General features: G+C 63.8%; 16 protein-coding genes and 1 tRNA gene. 2 read left to right on the top strand and 15 right to left on the bottom strand.

Features of this window, described 5'->3' with window-relative positions; all coding sequences use genetic code 11:
- Positions 1-283: 283 nt before the first annotated feature.
- The 8 genes from PCS43_RS13840 to cspE all read right to left on the bottom strand — a co-directional run bounded on the left by PCS43_RS13840 (position 284) and on the right by cspE (position 7,223).
- The gene (locus PCS43_RS13840) at positions 284-481 is read right to left on the bottom strand and encodes a hypothetical protein (RefSeq protein ID WP_003946112.1); all 198 of its coding nucleotides are present in this window, start codon (positions 479-481) and stop codon (positions 284-286) included.
- A gap of 152 nt (positions 482-633) precedes the next feature.
- Positions 634-1,056, bottom strand: coding sequence for a DUF2752 domain-containing protein (locus PCS43_RS13835; RefSeq protein WP_003946115.1), 423 nt, complete (start codon positions 1,054-1,056; stop codon positions 634-636).
- A gap of 30 nt (positions 1,057-1,086) precedes the next feature.
- A complete protein-coding gene (locus tag PCS43_RS13830; RefSeq protein WP_064112059.1) occupies positions 1,087-1,656 on the bottom strand; it encodes an RDD family protein in 570 nt (189 codons plus the stop codon).
- A 121-nt stretch (positions 1,657-1,777) separates the two neighbouring features.
- A tRNA-Thr gene (locus PCS43_RS13825) sits at positions 1,778-1,850 on the bottom strand.
- A 30-nt stretch (positions 1,851-1,880) separates the two neighbouring features.
- Positions 1,881-3,110, bottom strand: a complete 1,230-nt coding sequence (locus PCS43_RS13820) for a DNA polymerase III subunit delta' (protein WP_019746652.1) — start codon at positions 3,108-3,110, stop codon at positions 1,881-1,883.
- A gap of 33 nt (positions 3,111-3,143) precedes the next feature.
- Positions 3,144-6,080: a type I DNA topoisomerase gene (topA, locus tag PCS43_RS13815; RefSeq protein ID WP_209911133.1), complete on the bottom strand. Its 2,937-nt coding sequence runs from the start codon at positions 6,078-6,080 to the stop codon at positions 3,144-3,146.
- A 169-nt stretch (positions 6,081-6,249) separates the two neighbouring features.
- Positions 6,250-6,834: a hypothetical protein gene (locus tag PCS43_RS13810; protein ID WP_003946106.1), complete on the bottom strand. Its 585-nt coding sequence runs from the start codon at positions 6,832-6,834 to the stop codon at positions 6,250-6,252.
- A 185-nt stretch (positions 6,835-7,019) separates the two neighbouring features.
- Complete coding sequence (gene cspE, locus PCS43_RS13805) at positions 7,020-7,223, bottom strand: transcription antiterminator/RNA stability regulator CspE (RefSeq protein WP_003946117.1); 204 nt, start codon at positions 7,221-7,223, stop codon at positions 7,020-7,022.
- Positions 7,224-7,679: 456 nt separating this feature from the next.
- On the opposite strand from cspE, the gene PCS43_RS13800 reads away from it, so the two are divergent.
- Complete coding sequence (locus PCS43_RS13800) at positions 7,680-9,968, top strand: DEAD/DEAH box helicase (RefSeq protein ID WP_003946107.1); 2,289 nt, start codon at positions 7,680-7,682, stop codon at positions 9,966-9,968.
- Here PCS43_RS13800 and PCS43_RS13795 read toward each other — a convergent pair.
- The 7 genes from PCS43_RS13795 to ssd form a co-directional block, all read right to left on the bottom strand.
- The gene (locus PCS43_RS13795; protein ID WP_007732450.1) at positions 9,961-10,311 is read right to left on the bottom strand and encodes an Rv3654c family TadE-like protein; all 351 of its coding nucleotides are present in this window, start codon (positions 10,309-10,311) and stop codon (positions 9,961-9,963) included. The two genes, PCS43_RS13800 and PCS43_RS13795, sit on opposite strands and share 8 nt — an antisense overlap.
- Positions 10,308-10,667, bottom strand: coding sequence for a TadE family type IV pilus minor pilin (locus PCS43_RS13790; RefSeq protein ID WP_042446722.1), 360 nt, complete (start codon positions 10,665-10,667; stop codon positions 10,308-10,310). Before PCS43_RS13790 ends, PCS43_RS13795 begins: the two co-directional genes overlap by 4 nt.
- Positions 10,667-10,870 carry a DUF4244 domain-containing protein gene (locus PCS43_RS13785; protein ID WP_042446719.1) on the bottom strand — a complete coding sequence of 68 codons (204 nt, stop codon included), beginning with the start codon at positions 10,868-10,870 and terminating at the stop codon, positions 10,667-10,669. The genes PCS43_RS13790 and PCS43_RS13785 overlap by 1 nt, the downstream gene beginning before the upstream one ends.
- Before the next feature lie 65 nt (positions 10,871-10,935).
- Positions 10,936-11,520, bottom strand: a complete 585-nt coding sequence (locus PCS43_RS13780) for a type II secretion system F family protein (protein WP_007732447.1) — start codon at positions 11,518-11,520, stop codon at positions 10,936-10,938.
- Positions 11,517-12,305 (bottom strand): type II secretion system F family protein, encoded by a 789-nt coding sequence (locus PCS43_RS13775; RefSeq protein ID WP_042446714.1) that lies wholly within the window; start codon positions 12,303-12,305, stop codon positions 11,517-11,519. The genes PCS43_RS13780 and PCS43_RS13775 overlap by 4 nt, the downstream gene beginning before the upstream one ends.
- Entirely contained in the window at positions 12,302-13,483 is a 1,182-nt protein-coding gene (locus PCS43_RS13770) for a TadA family conjugal transfer-associated ATPase (protein ID WP_003946116.1), read from the bottom strand. The genes PCS43_RS13775 and PCS43_RS13770 overlap by 4 nt, the downstream gene beginning before the upstream one ends.
- Positions 13,480-14,574 carry a septum site-determining protein Ssd gene (gene ssd / locus PCS43_RS13765; RefSeq protein ID WP_003946126.1) on the bottom strand — a complete coding sequence of 365 codons (1,095 nt, stop codon included), beginning with the start codon at positions 14,572-14,574 and terminating at the stop codon, positions 13,480-13,482. The genes PCS43_RS13770 and ssd overlap by 4 nt, the downstream gene beginning before the upstream one ends.
- 313 nt (positions 14,575-14,887) lie before the next feature.
- Between ssd and PCS43_RS13760 the strand changes: the two genes are divergently transcribed.
- Complete coding sequence (locus PCS43_RS13760; RefSeq protein ID WP_003946123.1) at positions 14,888-15,706, top strand: HAD-IB family hydrolase; 819 nt, start codon at positions 14,888-14,890, stop codon at positions 15,704-15,706.
- Positions 15,707-15,827: the final 121 nt, after the last annotated feature.

Genomic DNA, 15,827 nt, shown 5'->3' with positions numbered 1-15,827 from the left:
CGACACACTGTTGAGTTCTCAAAGAACACGCACACACCATCACCACGACCCTATGGCCGCCGCTCCGGGGCAACTTTCCCAGCCTATCCCAACCTGGCCACCGGCGCAAACCGGAACCCCGTGAAGAAAAACTGGATTGTGTTCGCCAGGCACTTCGTACAACCTCGTGTCACTCACCCTCGCAGGTGGGAGTCGGTGTCCGTGTCGCTCTGACCTGGACAAAGTTACGCGAAGATCAACACAACACCAAATCGCCAGGTCAGAGCACTGCGGTCGGTTAACTTCACGGAACCCAGTACCTCTCGGCCAGTTCTTCGACGATCGGATCGCCTTCCTCGGCCTGCTCCAACGCTTCGAGATCGTCATTGATCGACACCAACCGCGGATCGTCACCCTCAGCTTCCTGAATCGGGTGCCGACCGTCCTCGGCGAGTTGCCTCAGCAACTTTTCCTTGACGCGGGCTTTCAACGAATCAGCCATACCGCCAGCATGTGCCGCGCGGGCCCAGTTGTCGAGGCCTACTCGTCGTCCTTCTTGCCGAAGACACGTCGTGCCGTCGGAATCAGGATGATCAGCGCGCCGAGCAGAACGATGAGCGAAAAAACCTGCAGTGCCATGTCGACCTCTTACCGTCACGCCGGCGCGAGCCAGCTCCCCCACGGGGTGTTTCGAACAACCGTAAATGCAACGAGAACTCCGAGCACCACGATCGTCACAGTCGGCCGAAGCACGATCATGCGATCCCGCGTGCCTTTCCAACGGCGCACTGTCCAACCGATCCACGCGATCACCAACACCGCGATAAGCGGCACGATCAAGGCATTGCTGGACACTGCGGCGCCAATATCCAGATTAGTCAGGTCATTGACCGCACGAAGGCCACCACACGCCGGGCACCACAATCCCGTCAACGCGTACATCGGACAAACGCCGTAACTACCCGCACTGTGGGGATCACGGAAGTGGAGTACCGCGGCGGCCGTCACGGCCACTGCAGCAACACCGACAGGTGCGGCCAGCGAGCGTCGTCGACTTGTGACCGCTTCCAACTCCATGGCACCCACTGTAAGAGACCTCGGCAGCGACTAGCGCGCGCGAACGACTACCGACCGGACCACCATGTCGTGCCAGCACTGGTGCTTCGAGTCCCAGAGCGGCCAGAGATAGTTGAGGAAGCAGGCGCCACCCAGGATCGCCATCATGATCCAACGAAGCAGCGCCATCACCGGGCCGAGAGGCACACCGTCGGACTCCCGAATCACCGAAATTCCCAGCCACTTCTTGCCGAGCGTCTGTCCGGTGTTCCCTTGCCTGAAGACGAGATTCCACACCTCGATCAAGAAGATCGCCAGTATGCCGACGACCATGACGATCACCCCGACCGGATTACCGCCTTCAGCGCTCACGCTGCCGTCGTCGTATGTGGTCACTTCGGATCCGGAGAACGCGATCACTGCTCCGATGCCCGCGAGGATGACGCCGGGGAGCGGAACGACAAAGCCGTCGAGGATTGACGCAAACACCCGAGAGATCCAGCTTGCGTACGGATAGGCGGGCGTCGGCGGCTGATAACCCTGCGGCGGCATCGGCGGCATCTGCCCGTACGGCGGCTGATTCTGCGATGGTTGGCCTGGTCCCCAGTTCTGATCCGGCATCGAGGTCTCTCCTGTTCAGGCACGTGTTCGCCGAACTCAGGATAAACCGCACATACGCAAGAATTGGGAACTAACGACAAGAGCCCCACATCCGGATTTCCGGGTGTGGGGCTCTTGGCTGAGCTGCCTGAGAGAATCGAACTCTCGACCTTTTCATTACGAGTGAAATGCTCTACCGACTGAGCTAAGGCAGCGTGCCTTTCGGCGGTGGCGAGTCTATCTGGTCAACCCCCGGATCGCGAAAACGGGGGTCGGAAAGCGGCTCCGATGGAGGCAACCATCGCATCGAGCGCCCACTGCAACTTGACGTTGAAGTCGACGGCCTCGCGGCATTCGAGCACCGCTTCGATGCACTTGAGCAACCCCTCCGGGGACGTTCGTGCAGCCAACTCGGCGGCCTGCCGAGCCATGTCGGGATGGGTCGCCGTCGACGTCGACCCCAGCGAATAGGAAAGCGCGTCCCGGTACATGCCGGCCAGGTCGATCAGCGTCCGGTCGAGAAGATCGCGGCGGGCCCGGGTGTCGCGCGATTTCTGGCGCGCTTCGAGGTCCTTGATCAGACCAGCCGATCCGCGCAGAGTCCCGGCTGTTCCCTTGCCGGTTCCACCACCACCCAAGGAAACCTTGAGCTCCTCGAGCTCCTGTTCCTTGAGTTCGGCGTAGAACGCCTTGGTGTCAGCCTCGATCGACTTCACCAAGTTCTCTGCGGCCTTGTACGCCGTCGAAGCCCCGATCGCGTCGGCGGCTAGTCGAAGCGAACGCTGACGCTCGTCGCGCGCGCTCTCGTCGGTGGCGAGACGCCGAGCCCGGCCGACATGTCCGCCGCTGATCGATGCGGCGATTCTCGCCCGTTCCGGATCCAGCCCGTCGCGGTCGATCAGTACCTGGGCGATCGATTCGACGGACGGCGTCACCAACGGCATGTGCCTACACCGCGATCGGAGGGTGACAGACATGTCTTCCGGATCGGTCGTCGGCGCGCAGAGCAGGATGACCGTGCGGTCCGGCGGCTCCTCGACAACCTTCAGGAGGGCGTTGGCTGCGCCTTCGGTCAAACGATCGGCATCCTCGACCACGATGACCTGCCACCGCCCCGTCGTCGGCCGACGCGAAGCGATGTTGACTATCTCGCGCATGCCTTTGACGCTGATGCTCAGGCCGTCGGGGATGATCCGTCGTACGTCACCATGGGTTCCACCCATCGTCGTCGTACACGCATGACACTCACCGCACCCTGGTGCACCGTCGGAGGTGCATTGCAGGGCAGCGGCGAAGCAGAGAGCAGCCACCGAACGACCAGAGCCGGGTGGCCCGGTGAAGAGCCACGCGTGGGTCATCTCCGAGCCGCTGGAATCGCCACGAGCCGACAGTGCAGCATCACGCAGGCTCTGCTCGACGTCGTGCTGACCCACCAGCCGACCGAACACACCTCGTTCGGCCACTTCAGTACTCATGCAAAAACCCTAACCGTCGGCACCGACGAAGCCTTACGAGTCTTTCTTCGCCGGAGCCTTCTTGGCGGCGGCCTTCTTTGCCGGGGCCTTCTTTGCGGCTGTTTTCTTGGCAGCGGCCTTCTTGGCCGGAGCCTTCTTGGCTGCTGCCTTCTTCTTGACCGGGCCGCGCGCACGACGATCAGCCAGCAACTCCGACGCCCGAGCATCGGAAATGGATTCGACGTCGTCGTCCTTGCGAAGGCTGGCGTTGGTCTCGCCGTCGGTGACGTACGGACCGAAACGGCCGTCCTTGATCACCATCGGCTTCTCGCTGACCGGATCGACGCCCAACTCACGCAGCGGAGGCGTTGCCGACGCCTGACGCCCACGACGCTTCGGCTCGGCGTAGATCTTGAGGGCCTCGTCGAGCGTGACGGTGAACATCTGCTCTTCGTTGGCGAGCGAGCGTGAGTCCGTGCCCTTCTTCAGGTACGGACCGTAACGGCCGTTCTGCGCGGTGATCTCTTCCTTCGATTCGGGGTCGACACCCACGACGCGCGGAAGCGACAGCAGACGCAGCGCATCTTCCAAGGTGATCGTCGTCAAATCCATGGACTTGAGCAGCGATCCGGTCCGCGGCTTGGGGCCTGCGACCTTCTTGGCAGCCTTCTTCGCAGGCGCCTTCTTGGCCGCGGCCTTCTTCACCGCAGTCTTGGTGCTGCCCGAGCTGATTTCTTCCGGCTCGGGAGCGGTGACGGGAACGATGTCCGGTTCCGGCTCGGCCGGCGGTTCGGGCAGGATCTCGGTCACGTAGGGACCGAAGCGGCCTTCCTTCGCGACGATCTCGTGGCCCGTCAGCGGGTCGACGCCCAGCTTGCGGCCCTCTTGAGGCGTCGAGAACAACTTCTCGGCGTACTCGGGAGTGAGCTCGTCCGGTGGCAGGTCATCGGGAAGATTTGCCCGCTGCGAGATCAGATCGCCTTCGGGATCGTCCGGATTCTGAACCATGCGCTCGAGATACGGCCCGAACCGGCCGACGCGCACGTGAACCTCGCGACCCTCGGCGTCGTCGAACAGTCGGATGGAGTTGACCTCGCGAGCGTCGATCTCCTCGAGATTGACACCGACCATCTTCTTCAGCCCGCCCTCGCGGGCGACCGAACCTTCAGCGCCTGTCTCGCCGCCGAAGTAGAAGCTGCTCAGCCAGTTGCCACGCTGCTCACGGCCACCGGCGATCGCGTCGAGATCGTCTTCCATTCCTGCCGTGAAATCGAAGTCGACCAGCCGGCCGAAGTGCACCTCGAGCAGCCCGATGACGGCAAACGCCACCCAGGACGGAACCAGCGCGCTGCCACGTTTGTAGACGTATCCGCGATCGAGGATGGTCTTGATGATCGACGAGTAGGTCGAAGGACGGCCGATGCCGAGTTCTTCGAGCGTCTTGATCAGGCTGGCTTCTGTGTAGCGAGCGGGCGGGTTGGTGCTGTGCCCGTCCGGATCGAGCTTGGTGGCCGTGACTTCCTGACCCTTGACCAGCACCGGAAGCCTGGATTCGGCGTCGTCGGACTGACCGCCGGCCTCTTCGTCGACGCTCTCGACGTAAGCCTTGAGGAAGCCGGCGAACACGATGGTGCGACCCGAAGCGGAGAACGTGCAGTCCTCGCCGGTGCCTGCCGTGCCGGAGATGCGAAGCGTCAACGTCGTACCGCGGGCGTCGGCCATCTGCGAAGCGACGGTCCGCTGCCAGATCAGTTCGTACAGCTTGAACTCGTCGGAATCGAGCTTGGAGTGCAGCTGACCCGGGGTCTGGAACACGTCGCCGGCGGGGCGGATCGCCTCGTGGGCTTCCTGCGCGTTCTTGACCTTGCGGGTGTACTGACGCGGCGTCGGATGCACGTATTCCGGACCGTACAACTCGGTGGCCTGCGCACGAGCGGCAGCGATCGCCGACTCCGAGAGAGTCGTCGAGTCGGTACGCATGTAGGTGATGTAGCCGTTTTCGTACAGACGCTGTGCGATGCGCATTGCACGCTCGGACGTGAAACGAAGTTTGCGTCCGGCTTCCTGCTGGAGCGTCGACGTCATGAACGGCGGGTAAGGCTTGCGGGTGTACGGCTTGTCCTCGGCGGAGGAAACCGTGAGGTCGACGCCCTGCAATGCTTCCGCGAGACGACGCGCGTACGCCTCGTCGAGCACAGTGACCGCGCTGCCCTTGAGCTTTCCGTCAGCTCCGAAATCACGGCCGGAGGCGACACGCGAACCGTCGACGGAGACCAGGCGAGCACCGAAACTACGCGGGCTGGCCTCTGCACCGGCGTCGAGCGTCGCGGAAATGTCCCAGTACGACGCCGACTTGAACGCCATGCGCTCGCGTTCACGCTGGACGATGACGCGAGTGGCCACCGATTGGACGCGGCCGGCCGAGAGCTTCGGCATGACCTTCTTCCAGAGAACCGGGCTGACCTCGTAACCGTAGAGACGGTCGAGGATGCGGCGGGTTTCCTGAGCATCGACGAGGTCGGTGTCGAGTTCGCGGGTGTCTTCGGCGGCAGCACGGATTGCCGGCTCGGTGATCTCGTGGAAGACCATTCGCCGAACCGGAATCTTGGGCTTGAGAGTCTCGAGGAGATGCCAGGCGATTGCCTCGCCCTCGCGGTCGGGGTCAGTTGCGAGGAAGAGCTCGTCGGCGTCCTTCAACAGAGACTTGAGTTCGGCGACCTTGCCCTTCTTTTCCGGGCTCACGACATAGAGCGGCTCGAAGTCGTGATCGACGTTGACGCCGAGACGGGCCCATGACTCGCCCTTGTACTTGGCCGGAACGTCCGCTGCGCCGCGCGGGAGGTCGCGAATGTGACCGACCGATGCCTCTACGACGTAGTCCTTACCGAGGTAGGGAGCGATTTTGCGCGCCTTGGTCGGTGACTCGACGATCACGAGGCGACGAGGGTTACCGGACGCTCCCTGACCGCTGCCGTTGTCCGCTTTAGCCACCTGCTGCCCGAGCCTTCCTTTGGACGTTCACTGCCGTCGGCAGATCTTCAGAACTAGACGTGTGGAGCAAGTTATACCCCGTGTCTCTCTTTACAGAGTGACATACCCGCAAGACATTCGTGCAGATCAGTACAGTATGGGCTCCGTCGGACACGCGGCATCAGCACTGTCAGACGTGTGGCCAGGCGACCGAGGTGTCGACGTGTTTCGGCGCCTCACCGAGGTATTCGACGAGCTTCGTCAGTCTCTTCTTTCCCGACACACGGAGCCCCGGACCCGGTGTCCGGTTACCCAGTTGAGTCGGCGCGATACCAACCCTCATCAAGGCCTGAGCCAGCGGTGCGTGTGTCTCCTTCGCATGGGGGTCGAGGCCGAACACGAATCGTTCACCGCCTTCTTCGAGTCGGCCGGCGGCGACGGCCCACACTCGGAGTTGGCGAGAATTAGGAACCCACCCGACCGGCACCGCCTTCACTGCTCCCTTGGTCCATTGCACGGACAGCGGAAGGAGTGCGGGCGTCGACTGAGTTCGGACGAGTGGGCTGCCTTCTTCGCTACGCGTCACCTCGGCCCCGAGTCCGCACTGCGCGATCAACTCGGCAACGGCCTGCGCTCTCCAGTCCCGATCCACGACGATCGAGATCCGCGCGCGATCCTCCGAGGTCACGACCTGCCCCGGTCCGGCCAGCATTCCGGCAAGGTCCGTCACGGCAGGTGGAATCGACTCGGCAGAGAAAAAGGACAGTTGGCTCACAGAGTGAAACGTAAGCCACGAAGGTATCGACGGCATAGACGACCGGCCGTGGCCGAACAGCTGCGTGCATTCACCTCGGACAGGGAAAGTACTAACTCAGCCCGAAAAGATTTGTCCCCCACCGCACGGATGCGATGGGGGACAAATACTGTCCGAACTATTCGCTCAGCAAGTGAGCGGAAAAATCAGACCGCGCGAACGCCGGTAGCCTGGGGACCCTTGGTGCCCTGGCCGACCTCGAACTCCACACGCTGGTTCTCCTCGAGGGTACGGAAGCCGTTGCCCTGAATTTCGGAGTAGTGAACGAAGACGTCTGCGGAACCGTCTTCGGGAGCGATGAAGCCGAAGCCCTTTTCAGCGTTGAACCACTTCACAGTGCCCTGTGCCATGCTTTTCCTTCTCTTTCTAACACCGGATTCGGTGAACAGCCCTTACAGTCCACCGGGCCGGTTCCGACCGCTGTACGTCTTTATTTCCCCCTCAGGAAAGGCAGAGCACCGCGCCCGCAACAACGATCCTGCGAGCGTGCACTTTCTCAAGCCTACGAACACAGAAGCTGCGACCGATTGTCAGTCAACCATGTTCTCCGCGTGCACAACAGTCGAAAAGGGAACTAAAAACGTTAAAAGTTCGCTACGAGAAAAACAGCCCACGATCGTGGTTTCCCGCGCGCGCGCCGAGCACCCGGTTCCACCAAGACCGCCGACCGTTGCGTATCATCAAAACTGCAGGTAGCGACAGTTTCCGATTGCCGCCACACCCCAACGCCGAGCCCGGAGAGTCACGTGAACGCACCTTCCCCGACTCCCGCCCCGGGAGGGAAGCCTGGCGAGACCTACGGGCAGATGCTGCTCGATCGGGTCGTCGCCGGGGTCAGTGGAAGCGAAAAACCACTGATGTTCACCGCGCAGTTACCTGCTCGCGTAGCCGAGTTCACCGAATGGCCGGAGTGGGTGCACCCCAGCGTCGTACGTGCGCTCGCCGAGCACAGCGTGCGGTCCCCGTGGATCCACCAGAGTGAGGCCGCCGACCTCGCTTACGCGGGAAAACACGTGGTCGTGGCCACCGGTACGGCGTCGGGTAAGTCACTGGCGTACCAACTCCCGGTGCTGACGGCCATGGCGACCGATCCGCTCGCAACTGCCCTGTACCTCTCCCCCACCAAAGCGCTGGGCTCGGATCAACTGCGAGCAGTGCTGTCCCTCACCGACTTCGACGTTGAACTTCGCAGCACGAACGCCAGTGCGTACGACGGCGACACCTCGCAGGAACTCCGCACTTGGGCACGTGAGAACTCACGCTGGCTCTTCACCAACCCCGACATGATCCACATTTCTCTGCTCAGAACCCATCAGCGATGGGCACACTTCTTCCGCAACCTGAAATACGTGATCATCGACGAATGCCACTCCTACAGGGGAGTCTTCGGATCCAACGTCGCGCTCGTGATCCGGCGATTACGCAGAATTGCAGCCCGTTACGGCGCCGAACCCACCTTCATCCTGGCCAGCGCGACCACAGCAGATCCCGGCGCGGCGGCCTCGCGGCTCATAGGCGCACACTGCACCGAGGTCACGGAAGACGGATCGCCGCACGGCCCACGCACCGTCGCCCTGTGGGAACCACCGCTACTGGAGGCATTGACCGGCGAAAACGGTAGCCCGGTACGACGTCCCGCGGGCGCGGAAGCCGCGCGGATCATGGCCGACCTCATGATCGAAGGCGCCCGCACTCTCACCTTCGTCCGCTCCCGCCGCGGCGCCGAACTGACCGCGATGGCCACCAAACGTCTACTCGCCGAGGTGGACCCGGACCTCGCCGAGCGAGTCGCGTCGTATCGCGCCGGATATCTGGCCGAGGACCGACGCGAACTGGAAGCTGCACTCGCCGACGGCACACTGCTGGGCGCAGCCACCACCAACGCACTGGAGCTCGGCGTCGACATCGCAGGCCTCGACGCCGTTGTCGTGGCAGGCTTCCCGGGGACCGTTGCCTCGTTCTGGCAGCAGGCCGGTCGCTCCGGGCGACGCGGCGAGGGTTCACTCGTCGTGTTGATCGCCCGCGACGATCCACTCGACACCTACCTCGTTCACCATCCGTCAGCGGTACTCGACAAACCCGTCGAGGCGACGGTGACAGATCCCGGAAATCCGTACGTCCTGGGACCACAACTTCTCTGCGCTGCAATGGAACTCCCACTTTCCGATGCCGAGGTGGACGCGTTCGGGGCTCTCGAGGTTCTGACGAGACTGTCCGAGGAAGGCAAGATCCGGCGCCGAAAGCACGGATGGTTCGTCACCGCCGATTCGAACCCCCACGGCTCTTTGGACATTCGCGGCGGCATCGGAACTCAGGTGGCCATTGTCGACGGGGAATCCGGCCGGATGCTGGGCACTGTCGACGCGGGCCGCGCTCCGGCCACAGTTCATCCCGGCGCCGTGCACATCCATCAAGGCGAGACCTACGTCGTCGACGAACTGGACCTCGACGTCGGACTCGCATTGGTACACACCGAGAATCCGGACTGGACCACCTCGGCCCGCGAGACCACCGAAATCACGATCACCGAACAACTCGAGCACAAGAACTACGGCGACATCGCCGTCGCTCTCGTCCAGGTCGAGGTGACACATCAAGTCGTCGGATACCTACGACGGTTGACTTCGGGTGAAGTCCTCGACTCGATCGAACTCGACATGCCCGCACACACTTTGCCCACCAGGGCAGTGATGTACACGGTCACGCCGGAACTCCTCGAATCCATCGGGGTCCCGCCCGAACGGTTCCCCGGATCACTGCATGCCGCCGAACATGCCGCAATCGGCCTGCTGCCACTGGTGGCGATCTGCGACCGCGGAGACATCGGCGGAGTGTCCACCGCGATGCACGCGGACACCGGACTCCCGACCGTCTTCGTCTACGACGGTCATGCCGGCGGCGCCGGGTTCGCCGACCGAGGGCACAGCGAACTGTCCCGATGGCTCACCGCGACGCGCGACGCCATACTGTCCTGCGAGTGCGCTCACGGTTGCCCGTCCTGCGTCTATTCACCCAAGTGCGGCAACGGAAACGACCCACTCGACAAAGACGGCGCGGTCAAGGTTCTGACCGCCGTCATCGACACCATCAGCTGACCGGACCCGCACGCGCGTAAGCCTGCGCATCCCCGATCCCGAAGCCCGACAACAACACCGGTGCGCGTATCTCGACCAATACATCCCACCCCTGCACCTCGCACTCCTCGAGCACCGTACGCATCCGCTCCGCGATCACCGCGGACATCTCACACGCCGACTCGTCGCCGCCGTCCAAGGCGCCCGCACCGCCGAGAGCCGAAAGATCAGCGGCCGACTGAGCCGTGTGCCGAGCCACCACTGCGGAACCGACATGCAGCATCCCACCGGTCACCATCACGATCGCCGCCAGAACGCAGCACGCCAGAACCGTGGCAACACCTTCGTCGTCACGTAGGTTCACCCCTCCTCCACTCCCGACTCCACAGCTGCCACCGCCTCGGAAGAAATGTCGACCAACGGCAGCAACGCACTCTCGGCGCTGACAACGGCAACGGCAAAACCGTCCACGATCTCCACCGAGATCGACGCATCTTCGGGTGCGATCCGGCGGGCCGTGGTGACCGCAGACTCACGATCACCACGTGCCACCAACCGCGCGGCCTCACGAGCGGCGTCGACACACCGAACCTGCATCGACACCGCCAGGACTCCGCCGATACACAGCACGACCACCGTGACGATCGAAGCCAGAGCAATCGCGGCCTCCACCGTCACGGCGCCGTCGTCGGCTTGCCGAATACCTCTCGTGGACAACATCACACAGCTGTCTTGAGAGCCTTGTCGATGATGCCTGTCAGCGCCGAGACAATGGAGTCGCCAGTGACAACCGTGTACAGGACGGCACCGAATGCGGCAGCCGCAATCGTGCCGATCGCATACTCCGCGGTGGACATACCGTCGTCCTCCGTTACCAACAGCGCAAATCTGGCCGACACCGTCCTCAACGTCTTCGAAATCATTTCTCCCCCTTCAATCGAAACCTGTGGCAGCACTTCTGCCGCAGGAGCTTTCACTCGGATCCGGCTCACAGCAGGCCGTTACCGAGCACAGTCGTGGCAAGCCCGATCACCACCGGGACGATGCCCAAGGCGATGAACGCCGGCAGGAAACACAGCCCGAGTGGACCGCTGATCAGCACTCCCGCGCGTTCGGCTGCGGCGGCAGCAAGATCCTCGGCGTCACCTCGACTGCGCTCGGCGAGTTCGGCCATGGACGAGGACAGCGACGAACCCGAACGGGCGGAACGCCGAGCCATTCTGGCGAGCGCCTCGGTATCGGGATCGAGAGCGGCTTCGCTCCACGCGGCGTCGGGATCGGCACCGAGCGCCAGAAGGTCGGCGACGCGACGAAGCGAGTCGGCCATCGGTTTCGGTGCCGTCGACGCCATCGCTGTGATCGCGGCGGAGACGGGAAGCCCCGCTCGTAGGCAGGCCCCGAGAAGGTCGAGACTTGCGGCAACTGCGAGTGGATCCGGCTTGTCCGGGACTGGAACCGAATCTTCTGTTGTTGTGTCCGCGAAGAGAATTTCTGCCGCCCTGGCCGAAGCACCGCGACGAGCGGGAATGATCGCGAACGCCAACGCCATCATCGCCACGGATGCCCAACTCACGACGTGACCTTCGCAGTTATCCGGTCGGTCCAGAGCAGACCAGCTGAGACACAAGCGGTTCCGATCACCAGGAGCACGCCGCCGAGCCCACCTCCGAACAGCACGCGCAGCGGCGAAGCACCCATCAATTGCCCGAGACCGATCCCCAACAGCGGGAGAAAGGCCAACACCGCAGCGGTCGCCCGAGCGCCCGCCAACCCGGCCTCGGTACGCTGACGAAAGCGTCTACGTCCCAACATGTCCGTCCGGACGGCGCCGAGTAGTTCCGCCAGTGCCAGCCCGTGTTGGTCGGCGACCCGCCAGACGGATCCGATGCGGGAGAACTCACGCTCGATGCACGAATCCGGTACCGCGAAGGCCGCTGCGGCAGAACCACCGAGACGCGCCCTAGCCCCAGCGGAACGGAATACGGCACTCACTTCTCCGGTACATTCCTCGCCTGCAACAGAACTGGCCGCTGCAGGATGCGCGCCGACGCTCAGCTCGGCGATCAGCACCTCCAGACCGGAGAGCAGCATCTTCTGTGAGAGATCCCGGGTTTCGGCTGCATTCGCGCGTCGGCCACGGAGGATCAGGGTCCCGGCGAGGACGACAGCCGCACACCCTGCCGGAAGACCTCCGAGGATCCACGCGGCCGAAATCGCGAGAAATGCGGCGACGAACTGCCACGGAATCTGCCGGGAGGACTTGCGGACGCTCGGGGTGTACGTGGCGAGCCGAGCACGTGAATCCCGCACCGGCGCAATCGAGACCGCCAACGCGAAGGCCAAGAGGGAAACCGTCACGTCCCGACCTCTCGATTGCGAAGCCGGAACATCCGCTCGAGCCGCTCACGACCCGAACCGCCGTCCGGCCACGCCTGCATGATTCGTACATACCCGTCCGCACCGCGGTCGATGACACCGATCTGTTCGAGACGCCTCGATCCGTCAGCCAATCTGTGCACGTGCAGGATCACTTGAACTGCCGCGGCAAGTTGACTGTGCAACGCGTGGCGATCCATCCCGCCGAGCGCCGCCAACGCCTCGAGTCTGGCCGGCACCTCTTCGGGAGAATTGGCGTGAACGGTGCCGGCGCCGCCGTCGTGGCCGGTGTTCATCGCCGTGAGCAGATCCGTCACCTCTGCGCCGCGGACCTCACCGACGACGATGCGATCGGGACGCATTCGTAGCGCCTGCCGAACCAGATCGCGCACCGTCACCTCTCCGACGCCCTCGACGTTGGGAGCTCTGGCGACGAGGCGGACGACGTGCGGATGCGGCGGCGCCAGTTCGGCCGCGTCCTCGACACAGACGATTCGCTCGCGCGGGTCGACCGCGCCGAGCATGGCGGACAACAACGTGGTCTTTCCCGCACCGGTCCCGCCGATCACCAGAAAAGCCAAGCGACAAGAAATGATGCGATTGAGGAGCTCCCGCGCGTCCGGTTCCACGGCGCCGTGGGCGGACAGGGCGTCGAGACCCTGGGTCGCGGGCCGCAACACTCGCAGTGACACGCAGGTTCCACCCTGGGCCACGGGTGCGAGTACGGCATGAAGTCGTACCCCGAAGTGCCCGTCGCCGACGCCCCGCAGGCGGCCGTCGACCCACGGTTGGGCGTCGTCGAGGCGTCGACCTGCCGACAGTGCCAACCGCTGCGCCAGTCGACGCACGGCTGCCTCGTCGGTGAACCGGACCCCCGACCTTTCGAGGCCGACCCCGCGGTCCACCCAGACCTGATCCGGCGCGGTCACCAGTACGTCGGCGACCCCGGGTTCGTGCAGTAGAGGTTCGAGCGGCCCCGCGCCTGTCAGTTCCGTCTGGAGCACCCTGACGACCTCCAACAGATCCGTGTCCGCCAGAACGCCGGAGGACTCGGCTCGCACGGCATCGGCAACGGTGGCCGCCGTCGGCTCGGCGACCGACGACGCCGTCAATCGCTCGCGAACTCGGTCGAGCAGTTCGGCCGTGACCAACGCACTCATGCCGCAGCCCTGCGCGGGCGTGCGCCGGATTCGACGGCGTCGAGTACCGCTGTTGCCGCCACACTCAACGGACAACCGCGGGTCAATTCGAGGCCACCACGCTCGAGCATCGGCGCCAGCGATCGGTGGCCGCGCATCACGGCCGTCAGGGGCAGGCCGAGCATGTCTGCCACATCGGCGCCGCGTAGGCCTCCCGGTGCCGGCCCACGCACGACGAGACCGACGTTGGAGTTGTGTCGCACCACCCAGGCTCCGACCTTCTCGGCCGCGACGCATGCGGCCACGGTGGCCGGAACCACCACGAGCACCGAATCCGACATCTCCAACACGGCCTGACCTACCTCGCTGGGATGACGTGGCACGTCGCAGACCACGAGCCCGCCGGAACTGCGACCTGCGTCCAGCACGGCGCGAACGGCGGTCACTGTCGGACCGTCGATCTCCCGGCGACTGCTCGCCAGAACCCTCAGAAACTTTCCCTTCGCCGGCAGTGCATCGCGCAGCGCATCCGGGGACAACCGCCCGCCCTCGACGGTCAGTGCACCCCAACGTAATCCGGGAGCAGTCTCGATACCCAACAGCACGTCGGCGCCGGAACCGAGTGCGTCGACGTCCACCAACAGCGTCGGGACGTGACGTGCCGCCGACGTCAACGCGACTGCCGCAGCAGTTGCCGAGGCTCCGCCGCCGCCACAACCACCCACCACGCTCACGACGGTGCCGTCACCACTGACGTCGACGTGGTCGGCCAGAACTGCGACCAGCGCGTTCTCTTCCTCGGGCAAGGACAGAACGCTGTCGGCTCCGATCGCGGTGGCGCTCTTCCAATCGTCGACGGTCGGTGTGCCGTCGCATACGAGGAACACTCGCGTTCGCTTGGGGGAACGAGCCAGAGCATCTCGCGCCGCCGACGCGTCCAGTACCACCGCCGAGGCCCGGTTCCACTGTTGCCGGGACACGGGATGTTCGGCCTCGTCCAGCCGGCGGTCCACCGCGGCAGCGACGCGTCGCACGCTCGCGAGGATTTTCGCGTCGTCGACGAGAACCAGAATGGGAGCCCCGGTTTCCTGAGAGCTGATCGTCGTGTTCATGACTGCAGAGCCTGAACGAGCACCGGCACCGAAAACAGTGGGCCGAACAACCCTGTGGACAACTGGGAGGTTGGGGAGAAACAGGCCTGAGACAGAGGACGACCCCCGCCAATGGGGGGAGGAGGCGGGGGCCGTCTGAGTTCAGCCCCGGGGGGGTCGGGCTGAACTAGTTCGAACGAATCGAACAGCAACGATCTTACACCCGCCATCGGCGAGAAATGCAAGCCTGAGCTGCACTGAACTGCTGTTTTTCGCCGAAAGAGGACGCTTGCCGAAGAGCACACGAACCGCCTGTCGGACTATCCTCAATCCTGTGACCGACAAGCCTGCGAACGGACTGAATACCGGGCGGACAGCCGCTTTCTTCGATTTGGACAAAACGATCATCGCGAAGTCGAGCACCCTGGCGTTCAGCAAGCCATTCTTCGCACAGGGTCTGATCAATCGACGCTCGGTTCTCAAGAGCAGCTATGCGCAATTCCTGTTTCTACTGTCCGGCGCCGATCACGATCAGATGGAGCGCATGCGCGAGCATCTGACGGCGATGTGTGCGGGCTGGGACGTGGAACAGGTGAAGGCCGTCGTCGCGGAGACTCTGCACGACATCGTCGATCCACTCGTCTTCGCCGAGGCGGCCGATCTGATCGCAGATCACAAGCTGCGTGGACACGACGTCATCGTCGTGTCTGCTTCGGGTGAAGAGATCGTCGCACCGATCGCCCGCGCCCTCGGCGCCACCCATTCCGTCGCGACGTCGATGAGGGAGGAAGACGGCCACTACACCGGCGAGGTGGACTTCTACTGCTACGGCCCCGGCAAGGTCGAAGCCATGGAAAAACTCGCCGCGGAGTACGGTTACGACCTCGCCGCCAGTTACGCCTACTCCGACTCGGTGACGGATTTACCCATGCTCGAGGCTGTCGGACATCCGACCGCAGTCAACCCCGATCGAGCGTTGCGCAAGGAAGCGGCCGTAAACGGTTGGCCCATACTGACTTTCTCGAATCCGGTCTCACTTCGTGCCCGATTGTCGGCCCAGTCCACGACCACGGTGGCTACTACCGCTGCGGTGGGAATCGCAGCTCTGGTGGCCGGCGCCATGACCTTCGGGCTACTGCGCCGGAAACGCTGAAATCCAAGGCCCACAAACAAAAATTGGTACTTGCTGTGAGCCCGGACACAGGGTACAAAGGAGTTACGGAAGAACGGAAGGCCAGGAACGGCTCAGAAGAGAAGGACCGTTTCCCCAACCG

It is taken from the genome of Rhodococcus sp. C-2 (assembly GCF_027854095.1).
Classification (GTDB): Bacteria; Actinomycetota; Actinomycetes; order Mycobacteriales; family Mycobacteriaceae; genus Rhodococcus_F; species Rhodococcus_F qingshengii.
The sequence above is the reverse complement of the archived record's forward strand: the minus strand, read 5'-3'. Positions and strand labels throughout refer to the sequence as shown.